Annotated in this window: 2 protein-coding genes; both read right to left on the bottom strand. The window is 61.9% G+C overall.

Annotated elements, in window-relative coordinates; genetic code table 11:
- The coding region (locus tag ZRA01_RS20250; RefSeq protein WP_218028781.1) for a HAMP domain-containing protein at positions 1-712 on the bottom strand (712 nt) is incomplete at its 3' end.
- A gap of 71 nt (positions 713-783) precedes the next feature.
- A partial coding sequence (locus ZRA01_RS20255) for a winged helix-turn-helix domain-containing protein (protein WP_141355176.1) occupies positions 784-1,243 on the bottom strand: 460 nt, incomplete at its 5' end.

A 1,243-nucleotide genomic window follows, 5' to 3' on the forward strand; every position in this document is an offset into this window, starting at 1 on the left:
CCGGGGTCCGGAGTTCGTGGGCCAGGTCTGATGAGAAATCCGAGAGTCGCTTGAACGACTCCTCCAGCCGGGCCAGCATGTCGTTGAGGGATTCGGCCAGTTCAGCCAGTTCGACAGGGACGGCATCTACGGGCAAACGCTGGTCGAGACGTTGGGCGCTGACTTCCGCCGCTCTTCGCTTCATCTCGCGAAGTGGCGCCAGGCCTCGACGGGCAGCAAACCAACCGAGTAGTCCGGTCGCCAAGGTGCCCCCAATGACCACAAGCCAAAGGGTCTTCATGAATGAGTCCATGAAGCTGCGGTGATGGGAAATGTCCGTCGCGACGGCGACTACGGCGGGCGGCCACGCCTGAACTCCGGTTGGTGCTTCGGCCACGATGCCCCGGAAGGACAACTGGTCATCGACTTGCCATACGTAAGGGCGCTCAGCCCCGGGTGTTTTGACCCGATCCAGTAAGCGTTGGGGGAAGGGAGCATCCTCGGTGGCGAACAGGGTGCGACCGTCCGGTCCCTTTACTGCCACGACCAGATCATGATGCCCGATCAGGGAGTCGTCCATCTGCTGCGGAATCGCAGCCAGATCCTTTGACGAATGGACCTTGGCCAAGGCGTGGCGAATCAGCTCAAGTTTGCCGCTCAGGGCCGCCATGTCCTGCTCTTCGAAGTGGTGTTCGACGGACTCGGCCACAATCAAACCCAGAACCAGCAGCACGACTGTCGATGCTGCCGCAAAGAGCAAGGTCAGGCGGAAGGTCAGGGACTTGCGGCGGGCTCCCGGGCGAACTACTCGCACTCTTGTTCCTCCAGCACATAGCCCATGCCGCGCACGGTGCGAATCAGCTTGGGTTCGAAACCATCGTCGATCTTGGCCCGCAGGCGACGCACCGCCACCTCGATCACGTTGGTGTCACTGTCGAAGTTCATATCCCACACCTGGGAGGCGATCAGAGAGCGCGGTAGCACTTCCCCACGCCGCCGTAGCAGCAGTTCGAGGAGGGCAAATTCTTTTGCGGTGAGATCAATCCGCTTGCCGGCGCGCGTGACGCGCCGGCGCAGGAGGTCCAGTTCCAGGTCTGCCGCATGCAAGGCATCGACTTCCTTGTTTTTGGCGCCCCGGCGCAAGAGCGTGCGAACGCGAGCCAGCAACTCCGAGAAGGCGAAGGGTTTGACCAGGTAGTCGTCGGCCCCCAGTTCGAGCCCCTTGACCCGGTCATCCACGCTGTCCTTCGCGGTCAGAAACAAG

It is taken from the genome of Zoogloea ramigera, from assembly GCF_006539865.1.
Classification (GTDB): Bacteria; Pseudomonadota; Gammaproteobacteria; order Burkholderiales; family Rhodocyclaceae; genus Zoogloea; species Zoogloea ramigera.